This window comes from Planctomonas deserti (assembly GCF_003067705.1).
In the GTDB taxonomy this organism is placed as follows: domain Bacteria; phylum Actinomycetota; class Actinomycetes; order Actinomycetales; family Microbacteriaceae; genus Planctomonas; species Planctomonas deserti.
Genome location: NZ_QANL01000001.1, coordinates 844,007 through 857,635, shown reverse-complemented (window position 1 = coordinate 857,635; position 13,629 = coordinate 844,007). Strand labels below are relative to the sequence as shown.

The window sequence follows — 13,629 nt, the reverse complement described above, 5'->3', positions numbered from 1 at the left end:
ATGACCGGCACCATCACCGTCCCCGGCATCCCCTTCGCCCTCACGCCGTCCGTGGGCTCGACCTGGAGCACGGACGCCGCGGCCGGCACTCTCCACGTCACGGCCGATCCGCACAGCGACATCTTCATCGATCCCGCGGGTTCCGGGCTGGCCGAGCACGGCGAGCACGGCGAGGGCGGCGAGGGCGGCGGCCAGGTCAACGCGGAGACCCTCCTGAACGCGGTCACCCTCCTGTCGGAGGCGCCCGAGGGCGATTTCCAGCTCGAGGCGCGAGTGCACGTCGGCTTCCAGTCGACGTTCGACGCCGGGGTCCTTCTGCTCTGGTTCACCCGGGAGTACTGGGCGAAGCTCTGCTTCGAGTACTCGCCCGACCGGGAGGCCATGGTGGTGTCGGTCGTGAATCGCCGCGTCGCCGACGACGCGAACGCGTTCGTCGTCGAGGGCGGCGAGGTGTGGCTGCGCCTGTCGCGCATCGGCCGGGTCTTCGCCTACCACGCCTCGCTCGACGGTCGACGCTGGAAGATGATCCGCGCCTTCGCGCTCGAGGTGCCCGGGGTCGCGGCGCGGATCGGGTTCGAGGCCCAGTCTCCGACGGGCGACGGCTGCGACGTTGTCTTCTCCGACATCTCGTTCACGACCGCGACGCTCGGGGACCTGCGAGACGGATCCTGACCGGCCCGTCTCTTCTCCTCTCCTCTCCTCTTCGCGACCGCGCGGCCGCTCTCCGCGGTGATGGGAGGATGAACGGATGCGTGCGCTAGTCCTGGATGCCGTCCGAGCCGAGCCCGAGATCCGTGAGGTTCCCGCCCCCGTCGCCCCGGTGGGCGGCGTCGTGGTGCGGGTGATGGCCTCCGGCCTCTGCCGGAGCGACTGGCACGCCTGGGCGGGGCACGACGAGATCGCGTTCCCGCACGTGCCGGGCCACGAGCTCGCCGGGGTTGTGACCGAGGTGGGTGCCGACGTACGCCGCTGGACGGTCGGCGACCGCGTGACGGTCCCGTTCGTGTGCGGCTGCGGCCGGTGCGAGTGGTGCCGGGCCGGCGAGGCGCAGGTGTGCCCGGATCAGCAGCAGCCGGGCTTCACCCACTGGGGCTCCTTCGCCGAGTACGTCGCCCTGCACGGCGCCGACACGAACCTGGTCCGCATCCCCGACGAGGTCGACTTCGCGACGGCGGCGAGCCTCGGCTGCCGGTTCGCCACGGCATATCGCGCGCTGTCCGGCCGGGCCCGGGTCGCCGAGGGGGAGTGGGTGACCGTTGTAGGGGCGGGCGGTGTCGGCCTCAGCGCCGTCATGATCGCCCGTGCACTGGGGGCGAGGGTCATCGCAGTCGACCGGAACCCGGAAGCCCTGTCCGTCGCGGCCGAGCTCGGGGCGGAGCACACCGTGTTGGCCGACGGCACCGACATCCCTGCCGCGGTTCTGGCGCTGACCGGAGGGGGCAGCTCGGTCTCGGTCGACGCCGTCGGCAGCGAGCAGACCTGCGCCGACGCGATCCTCGGTCTGCGCCGACGGGGTCGGCACGTGCAGATCGGACTGCTGCCGCCCATCGAGGGCCACCCCCGGGTTCCGATGGCCCGGGTCATCGCCTGGGAGCTCGACCTTCTCGGCAGCCACGGGATGGCCGCCGCGGACTACCCCGGCATGATGGCCCTGATCGAGCGGGGCGCGCTCCAGCCGCAACGCCTGATCGAGCGGACGATCGGGCTCGAGGACGCCGCGGCCCTGCTGCCCGGATTCGACCGCGCGGTCGTCGCGGGCATGACGATGATCGATCCCACGCGCTGATTCCCGCCGGCGCGGGCGGAGTTGCGCCGGACGGCGCTAGCTCATCTCGCGCGTGTCCGCGACGGCGGCGGTCGTCGCGGGCGCGGCGGGGCGCCGCCGCACCGCCCAGGAGAGCGCCGCCGCGACAGCGCACAGCGCCGCCCCGCCCAGCCAGGCGTAGGTGTAGGCGCCGGTCAGGTCGCGGACGATCCCTCCGCCGGACGCGGCGGCGGCCGCGCCGAGCTGGTGTGCGGCGAAGACCCAGCCGAACACGACCGTGGCGTCCGACCCGAAGATCTGGCGGCAGAGGGCGACGGTGGGTGGCACGGTCGCCACCCAGTCCAGGCCGTACACGACGATGAACAGCACCATGCTGGGGTGCACGGCGTCCGACAGCAGCATCGGCAGGAGGGCGAGCCCGACGCCCCGGAACGCGTAGTAGGCGACAAGCAGGATGCGCGGGTCCACCCGATCGGTGAGGTAGCCCGACGCCACCGTGCCCACGATGTCGAAGATGCCGACGACGGCCAGCAGCCCGGCCGCGACCGTGACCGGCATGCCGTGATCGTGCGCGGACGGGATGAAGTGGATGCCGACGAGGCCGTTCGTGGTGGCGCCGCAGATCGCGAACGCGGCGACGAGCGCCCAGAACGCGGGCACCCGGGACGCCCGCCGCAGCGCGGTCAGCGCGCGTCGCGACGCGCCACCGACGGGCCTCGCCGGGGCGACCCAGTCGGCGGGGGCACCGTACGGCGCGAGCCCCACGTCACGCGGGTTGTTCCGCAGGAACAGGAGCACGAGCGGTACGACGGCCAGAGCGGTGCCCGCGATCACGAGCGAGGCGACCCGCCATCCGGACGATTCGGCCAGCGCGGCGACGATGGGAAGGAACACCAGCTGCCCGGTAGCGCTGCCCGCGGTGAGGATGCCCATGACCAGACCGCGATGGCGCACGAACCAGCGCTCGGCAACCGTGGCCGCGAAGACCAGCGCCATGCTGCCGGTGCCCAGTCCGATCAGGAGACCCCAGGTGACGAGCAACTGCCAGGACGCGGTGGCGAAGACCGTGAGCCCGGCGCCGAGGCCGACGAGCGTGAGACCGGCGGACGTCACCGCGCGCAGCCCGAAACGCTCCATGAGCGCGGCGGCGAAAGGCGCGGTGAGGCCGAAGAGCACCAGGTTCACGCTCACGGCGAGCGACATGACGCTCACGGACCAGCCGAACTCGTCCTCGAGCGGGACCATCAGGGCACCCGGAGCGGCACGGAAGCCGGCGGCGCTCACGAGCGCGAGGAACGCGATGGCGGCTATGCCCCACGCGGGATGGACCCGGCGTCGTCGCGTCGCGGGGCCGCGCCGGCTCCCGGTGCCCGCCTCGTCAACGAGCATGACCACTCCCACCGTTCCTCGAGGAAGCGGCCGGTGACGGGGGGAGTCCGCCGGAGCGGGCGGGAAGAGAAGGGCGGCCCAGCCTCACTCGGGGGAAAGATGAGGCTGGGCCGGCGGGAGCGCGACGACTGATCGGGGTTGCGTCGAACGCTCCGGAACCGGTGCCGCGGGGGAGGCGACTGGTCCGGTCCTGTGCGCCGTATCGGGGTCTCTCCGGCGTTGACACAACCGTACCGACTGTGTCCGCACTTTGGGGGACCGGAGCGGTCCCCAAAAAAGGGGACACCGGCTCAGCCACGGACGAGAGAAGTGTCGGAACCGCGGAGTCCGGCGACGGGGCCGCCCGGATCGGTGACGGTGCGTTCGGTCATCCGGGAACACTAACCCCGGACTGAAACGCCCCACCCTCGGATTCCTGCCGTCGGCCGACGACGGAACGCCAATCAGTAGGCGACGTGGAAGCGCTCGCGGTGATGCGCGGGATGCTCGATCTCGTCGACGACCGCGACGGCGAGGTCCTGCCCGGACAGCCGGGACTCGCCGCTGTCGTCGACGAGGAGCACGTCCTTGCCCACCCGGTACTGCCCCGTGCGCTCACCCGGCGCGTAGGCGCCGAAGCCGCCCGCGGGGCTCACGTAGAACCAGGACAGCTCGGCCGGCACCTTCTGCAGCGCCTCGAGGAGGGCGATCCCCGTGTGGACCTCCGGCAGGATCTCCTCCGGCATGACGCCGGTGTCGACCAGCCGCGGACCCTCCGGCGCCACCCGCAGGGATCCTGCCCCGCCGAGGACGCCGAGTCGCACTCCCGCATCCGCGGCCAGCGCGATCAGGCGGGCCACCACGCCCTCCAGCTCGTCCGCCATCTCCCCCCGCGGCGAGATGGTCTCGAAGACCACATCGGCTCCCGCCACCGCCTCCGCGAGCACGTTCTCGTCGAGGACCGAAGCGGCCACGTAGGTGACGCCGTCCACCTTCTCGGTGGGCTCGGACCTGCTGTAGGAGGTCACCTCGTGGCCGCGCGCCGCAGCCTCCGTCACGATGTGGTGGCCGGCATACCCGGTGCCGCCGAGAACAGTGATCCTTGCCATGGCGTTGTCCTTCGCTGTTGTGTCGATTTTTCCAGGGTTCCCGCTTCGAGCACCCTCAGTTACCGTAGGAGAGTCGGTACCGATTGGATAGTAGGCACTTCCGGGTAACCGTCGATCGGGCCGCCTCGGCCCCCAGGGGATGCGCGAAGGAGCTTCATATGCCGGAACCGGAATGGGATCCGTACAACCGCGACTGCCCGACGCGCGCGATGCTCGACCGGATCGGCGACCGCTGGACCGTGCTCGTCGTCGGCGCCCTGGCGTCGGGGCCGCTGCGCTTCGGGCAGCTCGCGACGCGGGTCGACGGCGTCTCGCAGAAGATGCTGACCCAGACGCTGCGGGGGCTCGAGCGCGACGGTCTCGTGACGCGGACGGTGTTCCCGCAGATCCCGCCGCGCGTTGAATACGAGCTCACCGAGACCGGACGCACGCTGCAGGAGCCCCTGAACGCCCTCGAGGAGTGGGCGTCCGCCCACATGGCCGACGTGTTGCGGTCACGCGCCGCGCACGACGCCGCGGTGTAGGAGCTACTCGCCCTCGGGTGCCCAGTACGCCTCACTGGTGGGGTCGTCGCGGAGCCCGGCGCCGACCCGCTCCGCGACCGGGTTCTCCACGCTGCCCCGGAACACGCACGACACAGCGCCCTCGAACACCGCGCTCCCGTCCGACGGGGTCCGCACGTATTCGATGTACGCCCGCCAGGCGTCCCCCGCCTGCACGACGTACGCGGACTCGAAGGGCGTCCAGCTCAACTCCTCCGGCGAACTCGCCGCGGCCTGCCATCCCTCGCGCTGGCAGGCGAGGTAGACCTCCTGAGCGGTCAGCGGCGTACCCGGTGCTTCCGCCTCCGCCCCACCGTCGGAGGACGTCGGCGCGGGGGTGGAGGCCGAAGGCTCACCCGGCGTCGGTGCCGACGATGGCGCCCCCGAGGGCGACGCCGACGGCGCGCCCGGGGTCGCGGTCTCGTCGGTCGGTTCGGCTGTCGAGCCGGCGGTCGGGCTCGGCTCGGCCGACGCCGAACGCGTCGGAGTCACGGTCGGCTCCGGAGTGGTCGGGCTGCACCCGGTGACGGTCACCAGGGCGAGAGCGGACAGGACGACGGATGCGAATGACTTTTTCCCCACGCCCCGAGCTTAGAGAGCGGGAGGCGTCGATCCCGTCGTCAGCGCAGCGGCGAGTAGTCCGTGGGGTGCAGGAACACCGACTCGATGCGCTCGACGATGGGACCGTCGGCCTCGGACGCCGCCTTGGCCGCCACCCACTCGGGGTCGGCCCGGAACGCGGTCCATGCCGTGTCCGCCGCCTCGCGGCTCTCGAACGCGAGCAGGTATACGAGAGTGTTCGCCTGGTCGGCGGGGGTGAAGAACGCGACGATCTCCAGCCCGTGCCGCTCGAACAGCGCCGTGGTGTGCTCCCGGAACCGCGCCTCGAGGGCGGGGAGGGCGCCGGGGGGCGTGTGGTAGGTGCGTAGCTCGAAGACCCTGTTGCTCACCGTGCAACGCTACTCACGAGCGCGCCGGGCCGCGGCCTGTGCGTCCGCGAGCATCAGGTCGGTGTCCACCGCGATGGCGGCCCGGCTGCCGTCCGCCATGGCGGTGACGACCAGCGCGGTGATGTCCGTGATGTTGCCGGCCACCCAGATGCCGGGTACGGAGGTCTCGCCCGCGCCCTCGGACTCGATGTGCTCGAACAGCCCGTCCGGATGGCTGGCGGTCGTCACGCCGATGTCCGCCAGGAGCTCGGAGCGTGCTCGGACCCGTGGACCGAGGAAGGCGGCCCGGCAGGGCACCGACCGGCCGTCGTCGAGCAGCACACCGCTCAGTGCGTCGTCCGAGACCTGAACCGAGGCGACGCCGCCCCGCACGACCCGGACGCCGCGGGCCGTGAGCAGGTCCCACTGCTCCTCGGTCGGCTCGAACGCGTCGTTGAGCAGCAGGGTCACGTCATCGCTCCAGGAACGCAGCAGCAGCGCCTGATGCCACGCGGCGGGCGCGGTGGCGATGACCGCGAGGGCCCGCTCCCGCGTCTCCCAGCCGTGACAGTACGGACAGTGCAGCACGTCCCTTCCCCAGCGCGCGGCGACACCCGCGATCTCGGGCAGCTCGTCGAGCAGTCCGGTCGCCACGATCAGCCTGCGCGCCTCGACCCGGTCGCCGTCGTCGAGGGTCACCGAAAAGCCGTACTCCCGGTTCCCGGACACCCCCTCCGCCCGTCCCTCGCGGAAGGTCGTCCCGTACGACTCGATCTCCGCGCGGGCGACGCGGACGAACTCGACCGGGTCCATGCCGTCGCGGGTCAGGAGGCCGTGGATGCCCTCGGCCGCGGCGTTCCTCGGGCTGCCGTCGTCGACGACGAGCACCGTCCGCCGTGAGCGGGCGAGAGTGAGCGCCGCGCTGAGCCCCGCGCCGCCGCCGCCGATCACGACGACGTCGTACACCGTCAGCCTCGCGGGGTCCGCTTGGATCGAGCGAGGGCGGCGATCCCGTACAGCGCGACGCCGACCGCGATGAGGATCAGACCGCGCAGCCACACCTCGCCGCTCTGCTGGCTGAGCAGTACGAGGCAGGACACGATGGCCAGGTACGGCAGAACCCTCGGGGTGCGGAAGTGCTCGTGCTCGACGTGGTCCTTGCGCAGCACGAGGACGGCGACGTTGACGCTGAGGAACACGAACAGCAGCAGGAGCACGACGGTCTCCGCGAGCACCTCGACGCCGCCGCTCAGGGTGAGCAGCATGGCGACCGCGGTGGTCGTCACGATGGCGACCCAGGGGGTGCGTCGGCCGGGCAGCACGCGGGTGAACACGCCGGGCAGGAGTCCGCTGTCGGCCATGCCGTAGGTCAGGCGGCTGGCCATGATCATCGCGAGCAGGGCGCCGTTGGCCACCGCGACGAGGGCGATCGCGCTGAACACCTGCGGGGGCAGTCCCACGCCCGTCGCCCGCACGACGTCGAGCAGCGGCGCGCTCGACTCGCCGAGCTGCGCGGGCGGGAGCGTGATGGTGGACGCGATGCCGATCAGCAGGTAGACGAAGGCCGCCGTGCTGAGGGCGGCGAAGAGCGCCCGGGGGTAGATCTTCGCGGGGTTCTTCATCTCCTCCGCGACGTTGGCGGAGACCTCGAAGCCCACGAACGAGTAGAAGGCGATGATGGCCGCGCCGAACGTGGCGACCAGGGGGTTCACGTCCGGCTCGAACTCGAGCACGCGAGCGGGCTCTCCGCCCCCGCCGCCGAGCAGGATGGCGACGAGCACGATCACGATCACGAGTCCCGAGGTCTCGATGATGGTCATGACCGTGTTGGCGCCCATCGACTCCCTGATGCCCCGGGCGTTCACCAGCGCAACGAGCGCGAGGAACACCACCGCGGCGAGGGGCGCCGGCACGTCGATGAAGGTGCCGAGGTAGTCGCCGCCGAACGCGAGGGCGAGAGCCGCAGCGCTCGTGAGCCCCGCGGCGAGCATCGAGAAGCCGACGAGGAAGGACACGATCGGCCGCTTGAAGGCCCGCTCCGCGAACACCGCTGCGCCGCCCGCCTTGGGGTATTTCGTCACGAGCTCCGCGTACGAGGACGCGGTGAGCAGGGCCATCCCGAGCGCGAGCAGCATGGGAGCCCACACCGCGCCGCCGACCTCCCCGGCGATCACGCCGATGAGGGCGTACACGCCGGCGCCGAGCACGTCGCCGAGGATGAAGAAGTAGAGCAGGGGGCCGGTGATGGCGCGGCGCAGAGCGGGGCGCTTCTCCTCGGTGGTCGTCATGGTGCCTTCCGGTCGATGCCGTCGCCCGGCTGGCGACGCGGCGGGAGGGCGGGCGGATCCCGAGGATCCACCCGCCTGCGCCCCTACGACCGTATGCCTGGTCGAGCGACTTCGCTCGGCCGTTACTGGGGCAGCGGATCCGTGATCTTCGTGCCGTCAGGGGTGATGACCCACCACACGTCGCCGACGCCCTGGCCGTTGACATCGCCGGGGGCGGCGTCCTTCTGGAACAGATAGACCGGAAGGCCGTTCACCGTGATCTGCGTCTCCCCGGCCACGCCGGTGATCGTGCCGACGGAGGCGGTGATCCCCTCGTCGACGACCGGCGTCGTTGTCTCGCTCGTGATCGAGGGCCAGGCGACGGCGCAGTCGCCCGAGCACGAGCTCGATCCGGAGTCGGGCACGTCCTTGTCGAAGTAGTAGGCGGTCATCCCGTCCGCGTCGACGATGATCTCGCCGAGCGGGCTGTCCGCGGTCGTGAGTTCGGCCATCGCCGCCGCGGGCGTCTCCGACTCCGTCGGCTCCGGGGCGGCGGACTCCGACTCCGACGCCGAGGGTTCGGGTGCGGTCGAGCCGGAGGACGTTGCGCAGCCGGCCAGGGCGAGGACCACGATGGCCGCGCCGGCCAGAGGGATCCGCAGTGAGCTGTTCATGATTCCTTCTTCTTCAGTGGGGAGGGCTCGCGGTCAGCGGGTCCGTACCGGGAAGAACGAGGCGGCGGGCCGGATCGTTCACACCGGGTGCGGAAAAACTGTCGATTGCTCACCCGCCGAGGGCGCTCGGAGCCCGCTCGGCCGGCCACCCGAATCGACAGCGAGGTTTTTTCCCTGGACGATGAACCTCGACCCCGCCTGTCTCGTTGCACCCGGTAGAGGCGGTAGGAGCCGAGGAGGCGTCGTGAGGAAGAAATCGAAGATCCTGATCGGGATCGGGGCAGGCGCCGTCGTGCTCGGCGGGGCCGCCCTGACGTTCGGGCCCGGGCTCTACGCGACTTATGCAGCCAGCGTCGTGGATGCGCCGCCCTCGCTCGACCGGGTCGCTCCCGGCGCGCAGACCGCCGTCGACCTGGAGAAGCTGTCCGGCACCTGGTCCGTCGTCGAGGGCTCGTACGCGGGCTATCGCGTGAACGAGGTGTTGCAGGGCAATGACGTCACCGTCACGGGCCGCACGGAGGAGGTCACCGGCTCGCTGACCGCGGACGGCCTGACCCTCACCCAGGCGACCGTCACCGTGGACGTCGCGAGCATCGCCACGACGGAGCCGCCGCGCGACATCTACTTCCGCGACGTCGCGCTGGAGGTGTCGAAGTTCCCGGAGGCCACATTCACGCTCACCGAGCCGGTGACGGCCGAGGAACCGGTCGCGGGCGAGCCCCAGGAGTTCGAGGCGACGGGTGAGCTCACCCTCCACGGGGTGACCCGGGAGGTGACGGCGGAGCTCGAGGCTGTGCTCACATCGACCGGCGGTCAGGTGAGCGGCAGCATCCCCATCACCTTCGAGGACTACGGCGTCGAGGCGCCGAGCCTCGGCTTCGTCGAGGTCGAGGATGAGGGCTTCGTCGAGTTCCTGCTCAACGTCGAGCAGGACTGACCGCGGGTACGAGTCGATCGGGCCACGGGACGGGTGAGATGTCGGACGATCAGGCGGAGCTGCTCCGGGCGCTGCACGACGCGCACGGTCCTGCGCTCTTCCGCTACGTCCTTCGGCTCACCCGTGACCATGGGCTCGCGCAGGACGTCGTGCAGGAGGCGCTGCTGCGAGCGTGGCGCCGCCCGGCCATCCTCGAGCAGAGCGACGAGGCCGCCCGGGCGTGGCTGTTCACGGTGGCACGGAACCTCGTGATCGACGATCGCCGCAGCGCGCGGCACACCCATGAGTTCCCGACCGACCGACTGCCCGAGTCGGTCGGGGAGGACATGACGGGGCCGGTGCTCGACGCCTGGCTCATCGCGGACGCGCTCGCCTCGCTGTCCGTGGAACACCGGACGGCGGTGGTCAGCGCCTACTACCTAGGCCAGACCGTCGCGGAGATCGCCCGGCGAGAGGACGTGCCCGAGGGCACGGTGAAGTCACGGCTGCATTACGCACTTCGCGCGATGCGCCTGGCACTGCAGGAGAGAGGTGTGACCCAGTGACAGCAACGGATCCGTTCCGCGACTGGGACGCCGCTTACGTGCTCGGCGGCCTGAGCGGCGAGCAGCGACGGACATTCGAGCGCCACATCGCCGAGTGTCCGCACTGCGCAGCCGCGGTCGCCGAGCTCGCCGGCATGCCGGGCATCCTCGGTCGGTTGCCGACGGAGGAGGCGCTCACCCTGGCGCCCGCCTTCGACGACGACACCCTGCGAGACCGTCCGCACGAGCCCGGAATCGTGCAGCGGCTCGCAGCGGGTGCAACCGTATCGAGGAGGCGCGCGCGCCGGCGCGCGGTGGCGGGCGTTGGAGCGCTCGCCGCCGCGCTGCTGGCCGGTGGCTTCGTCTTCGGCACGTCCCTCTCGCCGGGTGCCGACAGCGCCGGGCCCGCCGCAACAAGCACTCCCGCCGGGTCGGCGCTTCCGGCGCCGGTGATCGCCATGCAGCCCGTCGGCGACGCCGTGATGACAGCCGACCTCTCGGTGACCGAGAAGGCCTGGGGCACGCGGTTCGACTGGACCTGCCAGTACGGCGACGCCGAGTCCTGGGACAGCAGGTACCAGCCCTCCTACGACCTCGTCGTGACGGATGCGTCCGGCGCGGAGAGGGTCGTGGCGTCCTGGCGGGCGACGGGGCCGCGGGCCGGTGGGCTGGCCGCGTCGACCAGCGTGCCGACGCCGGAGATCCGCAGCATCGAGATCCGCTCGGCCGACTCCGACGCTCCGCTGGTGCGCGCCGAGCTCTGACCCGGGATCGGCTGGGGAGCCCAGAGCTCGTTCTGCCGCTCAGGGTTCTGCCGTGTGTGAGGTGGTGGGGTCTTGGGGCTCGGTTCGGGGCTCGTCCTGGCGCTCAGGGACCAGCCGGTAGGCTTGGGGCACGCAATGAGAAGAGGTCGTGCCGTGTCGTCTGGCATCGTCGCGCCCGGGGTGAACTACTGGCGGGTTCCACTCGCCCGGGCCGTCCTGGCCCTCGCTCTCGCGGCGGTCACCACGTTCACGGCAGGCCACTCGCCCCAGTTCGGACTCACGGTGTTCGGCGCGTTCGCGCTGCTCTCGGGCCTCGTCACCGCGGCCCTCACGGCCGCAAGCCTGACGGACCGCCGGCTGCGATCGCTGTTCCTCGTGCACGGGGCGGTCTCCGTCGTCGTCGGCCTCGCGGCCCTGATCGGCTCGTCCGCGGGGCTCCTGTTCTACCTGTACCTCGTGAGCGTGTGGGCGGCGGTCACCGGCTTCCTCGAGCTCTACGCCGGCCTGCGGAGCCGCGGCAGGGTCGCGGCCGCGAAGGACTGGCTGACCGTCGGCGCCGCCACCGCCCTGCTCGCGCTCGTGTTCCTGCTCGTGCCCCCGGACTACGCGGAGGCCTTCACCGCGGCGGACGGCGTGGACGGCGCCGTGACCGCATCCGTGCTCGGCGTCGGGCTGCTCGGAGCGTACGGCGCCCTGCTCGGCGTCTACCTGATCATCGCGGCGCTGTCCCTGAAGTGGGCCCCGGCCGAGGCGGCCGCCGCAAGAGGAGAGAAGTGACCATGGATTCACCCAGCCGCCGCGATCGGCTCCGTCCCCTCGAACTTGTCGGCCTGTCGTTCGTGCTCGCGCTGTTCGCGGGCGTCATCGTGCTGCTGAGCACCCGCAATCTCGAGTACGGGGGCATCGCGCTCGGCATCGCCTTCATCGGATCTCTCGTCGGCCTCGCCATGCTCACGCTCGCCACGAAGCCGAACCGCACGGAGCTCGGGGACATCGAGGAGCAGAACCGTCACGAGGGCCCGGGCCACGACGGGACCGGCCGCGGCCACGGGGTCTGACCCCGCTTCGCCCTCCCGTGAGGTGCCGGAATCGGTCCCCCTTCCGGCGAAAACGGGACCGATTCGGGCACCTCAGGGGTGGCGGCGCGTCTCCGCTAGAGCTCGATGTGCGCGACGAGGTCGCTCGCGAGCCCGGCGTATCCCGCCGGGGTGAGCGCGAGGAGGCGCTGCTTCGCGTCGTCGCCGATGTCCAGGCCGGCCACGAACTCGCGCAGGTCCTCGCCGCTGATCCGCTTGCCGCGGGTGAGCTCCTTCAGCACCGCGTACGGGTCCGCGATCGAGCTGCGGCCGGCCACGATCTCCGCCCGGATGACGGTCTGGATGGCCTCGCCGAGGATCTCCCAGTTGCCGTCGAGGTCCGTGGCCAGCAGGGCGCGGTCCACGTCGAGTTCGCCGAGCCCGCGACGGATGTTGTCGAGCGCGAGCACGGAGTGGCCGAGCGCGACGCCGACGTTGCGCTGCGTCGTGGAGTCGGTGAGGTCGCGCTGCAGTCGCGAGGTCACGAGCGTCGCGGCGAGCGAGTCGAGCAGGGCGTTCGACAGCTCGAGGTTCGCCTCCGCGTTCTCGAAGCGGATCGGGTTGATCTTGTGCGGCATCGTGGACGAGCCGGTGGCGCCGGCCTGCGGGATCTGCCGGAAGTAGCCGAGCGAGATGTAGGTCCAGACGTCCGTGCAGAGGTTGTGCAGCACGCGGTTCACGTGGGCGATGCGGCCGTAGAGCTGGGCCTGCCAGTCGTGCGGCTCGATCTGCGTGGTCAGGGGATTCCAGGTGAGGCCCAGGGACGTCACGAACTCGCGTGACACGGCGGGCCAGTCGACGGACGAGTCCGCGGCGACGTGGGCGGCGAAGGTACCGGTGGCCCCGCTGAACTTGCCCAGGTACTCGACGTCCTCGACCTCGGCGAGCAGGCGCTCGACGCGGTAGACGAAGACGGCGAGCTCCTTGCCGAGCGTCGTGGGGGTCGCGGGCTGGCCGTGGGTGCGGGAGAGCATCGCGTCGGCCCGGTACTCGACCGCCCGCGTGCGCAGCGCGTCGAGTACGGCGCGTGCGCGGGGAAGCCACACCTCGCGGACCGCCGACTCGATGACGATGGCGTAGGAGAGGTTGTTGATGTCCTCGCTCGTGCACGCGAAGTGCGTGAGCTCCGCGATGCCGGAGAGCCCGAGCGAGTCGAGGCGGCGACGCACGAGGTACTCGACGGCCTTCACGTCGTGGCGGGTGGTGGCCTCGAGCGCGGCCAGCTCGTCAATCTCGGCCTGGCCGAAGTCGGTGACGACGGCACGCAGCGCGGCCGACTGATCCGCGGACAGCGGTGCGGACCCGAACATCGAGTGGTCGGTGAGGTAGAGGAGCCACTCGACCTCCACCTGCACGCGCGCCCGGTTCAGCCCGGCCTCCGAGAGGTACTCGCCGAGGTCGCTCACGGCGGGGTAGTAGCGCCCGTCGAGCGGGCTGAGCACCTGGGGAGGAAGGGACGTCATGCGGGGATCTCCTACTCGCGCGGGCGCAGCTCCGGCTCGATCTGCCGGAAGGGGAGGGCGCACGCGGGCACAATTCTCTCAACAAGTCCGCCGAACCCCTCGCGATGCGTCGATTCGGGGTTTTCGGGTGCGGCCCCGAGGGGTCCGGACCTGATGCGGTCCTATGCGCACCGGGATCATGCAGGAACGCAATTCAGCAGATCCGTAATTC

The 13,629-nt window shown here is 71.4% G+C and carries 16 protein-coding genes; 8 read left to right on the top strand and 8 right to left on the bottom strand.

Annotated features, from left to right (window positions below; all coding sequences use genetic code 11):
• Complete coding sequence (locus DAI20_RS03920) at window positions 1–672, top strand: DUF1349 domain-containing protein (protein WP_108249221.1); 672 nt, start codon at window positions 1–3, stop codon at window positions 670–672.
• A gap of 76 nt (window positions 673–748) precedes the next feature.
• Window positions 749–1,786, top strand: a complete 1,038-nt coding sequence (locus tag DAI20_RS03915; RefSeq protein ID WP_108249220.1) for an alcohol dehydrogenase catalytic domain-containing protein — start codon at window positions 749–751, stop codon at window positions 1,784–1,786.
• A 36-nt stretch (window positions 1,787–1,822) separates the two neighbouring features.
• Here the strand turns inward: DAI20_RS03915 and DAI20_RS03910 are convergent, their stop codons facing one another.
• Both DAI20_RS03910 and DAI20_RS03905 read right to left on the bottom strand, forming a co-directional pair.
• Window positions 1,823–3,154: an MFS transporter gene (locus tag DAI20_RS03910; protein ID WP_108249732.1), complete on the bottom strand. Its 1,332-nt coding sequence runs from the start codon at window positions 3,152–3,154 to the stop codon at window positions 1,823–1,825.
• A 443-nt stretch (window positions 3,155–3,597) separates the two neighbouring features.
• Window positions 3,598–4,242 (bottom strand): NAD(P)-dependent oxidoreductase, encoded by a 645-nt coding sequence (locus DAI20_RS03905; protein ID WP_108249219.1) that lies wholly within the window; start codon window positions 4,240–4,242, stop codon window positions 3,598–3,600.
• A 158-nt stretch (window positions 4,243–4,400) separates the two neighbouring features.
• Here DAI20_RS03905 and DAI20_RS03900 point away from each other — a divergent pair, with 158 nt between their 5' ends.
• The gene (locus tag DAI20_RS03900; RefSeq protein ID WP_108249218.1) at window positions 4,401–4,766 is read left to right on the top strand and encodes a winged helix-turn-helix transcriptional regulator; all 366 of its coding nucleotides are present in this window, start codon (window positions 4,401–4,403) and stop codon (window positions 4,764–4,766) included.
• Between the two features lie 3 nt (window positions 4,767–4,769).
• On the opposite strand, the gene DAI20_RS18400 is transcribed toward DAI20_RS03900, so the two are convergent.
• The 5 genes from DAI20_RS18400 to DAI20_RS03875 form a co-directional block, all read right to left on the bottom strand.
• A complete protein-coding gene (locus tag DAI20_RS18400; protein WP_159084902.1) occupies window positions 4,770–5,366 on the bottom strand; it encodes a hypothetical protein in 597 nt (198 codons plus the stop codon).
• Window positions 5,367–5,404: 38 nt separating this feature from the next.
• Window positions 5,405–5,734 (bottom strand): NIPSNAP family protein, encoded by a 330-nt coding sequence (locus DAI20_RS03890; RefSeq protein ID WP_108249216.1) that lies wholly within the window; start codon window positions 5,732–5,734, stop codon window positions 5,405–5,407.
• Between the two features lie 9 nt (window positions 5,735–5,743).
• Window positions 5,744–6,679, bottom strand: coding sequence for an NAD(P)/FAD-dependent oxidoreductase (locus DAI20_RS03885; RefSeq protein ID WP_240605856.1), 936 nt, complete (start codon window positions 6,677–6,679; stop codon window positions 5,744–5,746).
• A gap of 2 nt (window positions 6,680–6,681) precedes the next feature.
• A complete protein-coding gene (locus DAI20_RS03880; protein ID WP_108249215.1) occupies window positions 6,682–8,001 on the bottom strand; it encodes an APC family permease in 1,320 nt (439 codons plus the stop codon).
• Window positions 8,002–8,123: 122 nt separating this feature from the next.
• Window positions 8,124–8,654: a COG4315 family predicted lipoprotein gene (locus DAI20_RS03875; RefSeq protein WP_108249214.1), complete on the bottom strand. Its 531-nt coding sequence runs from the start codon at window positions 8,652–8,654 to the stop codon at window positions 8,124–8,126.
• A 244-nt stretch (window positions 8,655–8,898) separates the two neighbouring features.
• On the opposite strand from DAI20_RS03875, the gene DAI20_RS03870 reads away from it, so the two are divergent.
• The 5 genes from DAI20_RS03870 (at window position 8,899) to DAI20_RS03850 (ending at window position 11,937) form a co-directional block, all read left to right on the top strand.
• A complete protein-coding gene (locus tag DAI20_RS03870) occupies window positions 8,899–9,591 on the top strand; it encodes a YceI family protein (RefSeq protein WP_108249213.1) in 693 nt (230 codons plus the stop codon).
• A gap of 38 nt (window positions 9,592–9,629) precedes the next feature.
• Window positions 9,630–10,136 carry a sigma-70 family RNA polymerase sigma factor gene (locus DAI20_RS03865; RefSeq protein ID WP_108249212.1) on the top strand — a complete coding sequence of 169 codons (507 nt, stop codon included), beginning with the start codon at window positions 9,630–9,632 and terminating at the stop codon, window positions 10,134–10,136.
• A complete protein-coding gene (locus DAI20_RS03860; RefSeq protein ID WP_108249211.1) occupies window positions 10,133–10,879 on the top strand; it encodes an anti-sigma factor family protein in 747 nt (248 codons plus the stop codon). The genes DAI20_RS03865 and DAI20_RS03860 overlap by 4 nt, the downstream gene beginning before the upstream one ends.
• A 153-nt stretch (window positions 10,880–11,032) precedes the next feature.
• Complete coding sequence (locus DAI20_RS03855; protein WP_240605855.1) at window positions 11,033–11,656, top strand: hypothetical protein; 624 nt, start codon at window positions 11,033–11,035, stop codon at window positions 11,654–11,656.
• Between the two features lie 2 nt (window positions 11,657–11,658).
• Window positions 11,659–11,937: a hypothetical protein gene (locus DAI20_RS03850; protein ID WP_108249209.1), complete on the top strand. Its 279-nt coding sequence runs from the start codon at window positions 11,659–11,661 to the stop codon at window positions 11,935–11,937.
• 95 nt (window positions 11,938–12,032) lie between these two features.
• Here DAI20_RS03850 and purB read toward each other — a convergent pair whose 3' ends face one another.
• Window positions 12,033–13,418, bottom strand: a complete 1,386-nt coding sequence (purB, locus tag DAI20_RS03845; RefSeq protein ID WP_108249208.1) for an adenylosuccinate lyase — start codon at window positions 13,416–13,418, stop codon at window positions 12,033–12,035.
• Window positions 13,419–13,629: the final 211 nt, after the last annotated feature.

Bases quoted from the DNA above. Each gene is read 5' to 3' on its own strand.
- DAI20_RS03920 (WP_108249221.1), top strand. From the start codon at position 1: ATGACCGGCACCATCACCGTCCCCGGCATCCCCTTCGCCCTCACGCCG.
- DAI20_RS03915 (WP_108249220.1), top strand. From the start codon at position 749: ATGCGTGCGCTAGTCCTGGATGCCGTCCGAGCCGAGCCCGAGATCCGT.
- DAI20_RS03910 (WP_108249732.1), bottom strand. From the start codon at position 3,154: ATGCTCGTTGACGAGGCGGGCACCGGGAGCCGGCGCGGCCCCGCGACG.
- DAI20_RS03905 (WP_108249219.1), bottom strand. From the start codon at position 4,242: ATGGCAAGGATCACTGTTCTCGGCGGCACCGGGTATGCCGGCCACCAC.
- DAI20_RS03900 (WP_108249218.1), top strand. From the start codon at position 4,401: ATGCCGGAACCGGAATGGGATCCGTACAACCGCGACTGCCCGACGCGC.
- DAI20_RS03880 (WP_108249215.1), bottom strand. From the start codon at position 8,001: ATGACGACCACCGAGGAGAAGCGCCCCGCTCTGCGCCGCGCCATCACC.
- DAI20_RS03875 (WP_108249214.1), bottom strand. From the start codon at position 8,654: ATGAACAGCTCACTGCGGATCCCTCTGGCCGGCGCGGCCATCGTGGTC.
- DAI20_RS03865 (WP_108249212.1), top strand. From the start codon at position 9,630: ATGTCGGACGATCAGGCGGAGCTGCTCCGGGCGCTGCACGACGCGCAC.
- DAI20_RS03850 (WP_108249209.1), top strand. From the start codon at position 11,659: ATGGATTCACCCAGCCGCCGCGATCGGCTCCGTCCCCTCGAACTTGTC.
- purB (WP_108249208.1), bottom strand. From the start codon at position 13,418: ATGACGTCCCTTCCTCCCCAGGTGCTCAGCCCGCTCGACGGGCGCTAC.